Source organism: Bartonella sp. AP20NXHL (assembly GCF_042196165.1).
Classification (GTDB): Bacteria; Pseudomonadota; Alphaproteobacteria; order Rhizobiales; family Rhizobiaceae; genus Bartonella.
The window spans coordinates 1-1088 of sequence record NZ_JBHIPV010000079.1; the positions used below are offsets into that span (position 1 = coordinate 1).

The following is a 1088-nucleotide window of genomic DNA, read 5'->3' on the forward strand; positions in this document are numbered from 1 at the left end:
TAGAAAAGAAATATGAATTCACGGATGAGACACGTGTTTTTGGTAATCACACACTTCATCGTATTAAAGCCTTAAGAGATTTTGGAGATGTGAAGGCTGGAGAGATTGGGGGGTATATCGAAAAAGAGAGCAACTTAAGTCATCATGGTGAATGTTGGGTTGCTCAGAAGGCTTGTGTTTTTGATAATGCCAAGGTTTATGAAAATGCATGGGTTTTTAATGGAGCCAATGTTTATGAAAACGCCCGTGTTTATGGCAATGCCCGTGTTGGTATAGATGCTTTTATTTATGGAGATAGTTATGTTTATGGCAATGCCCATATTTATGGCAGAGCTAGAGTTTATGAAAATGCTCGTGTTAGTGGGCATGCGCATGTTAGTGACCATGCCCGTGTTTATGGCAATGCCAAGGTTTGTGGCTATGTCTGTGTTAGTAATGATGCTTCGGTTTATGGCAATGCGCATGTGTATGGGAATGCTAAGGTTTGTGAAAATGCTCGTGTTTACGGAAATGCCAAGGTTTGTGGATATACCAAGGTTTGTGGCTATGGAGAGGTTAGCGATAACGACGAAGTTTACATGCGTAAACACGTTTCATATAGCACAAACGAAGCGCATAAGAATGATGATGGTAAGCCTCGTATAGAGCTTATACCGCCGTTGGCACTGATTGAAATCGGCAAAGTTTTAGAGTTTGGGGCAAAGAAGTACGGAGCAAACAATTGGCGTAATGGCATGCACTGGAGCAGGTTTCACGGTGCTGCTTTACGTCATTTATTAGCATGGTTTGGTGGAGAGCATAAGGATGCTGAGAGTGATTTATCACACTTGGCACATGCGGCTTGTTGCATTCTTTTTTTAATGGAATGCGAAGCACAACAGATTGGTCATGATGACCGCCCTCATAAAAATTAAAGGAGATAAAGATGAGTTCGAATGAAATTTTATGGATAGCAGTGGTTTCAGTTTTGCTCTTAAGCGGAGTGATGTTTCGTATTGCATTGCATTATCGCAACCAAGTTAAAGCACTTAAAGAGCAGGTTCAAGATATTAAGAAAAAAATGAAAGAGAATGAGTTTAGGTATTTAA

Annotated in this window: 1 protein-coding gene; it reads left to right on the plus strand. The window is 40.3% G+C overall.

Annotation, left to right across the window (positions count from 1 at the left end; translation table 11 throughout):
• Window positions 1-914 (plus strand): dATP/dGTP diphosphohydrolase domain-containing protein (locus tag ACFILL_RS09285; RefSeq protein ID WP_375643839.1); only part of this gene is annotated, 914 nt, incomplete at its 5' end.
• Window positions 915-1088: the final 174 nt, after the last annotated feature.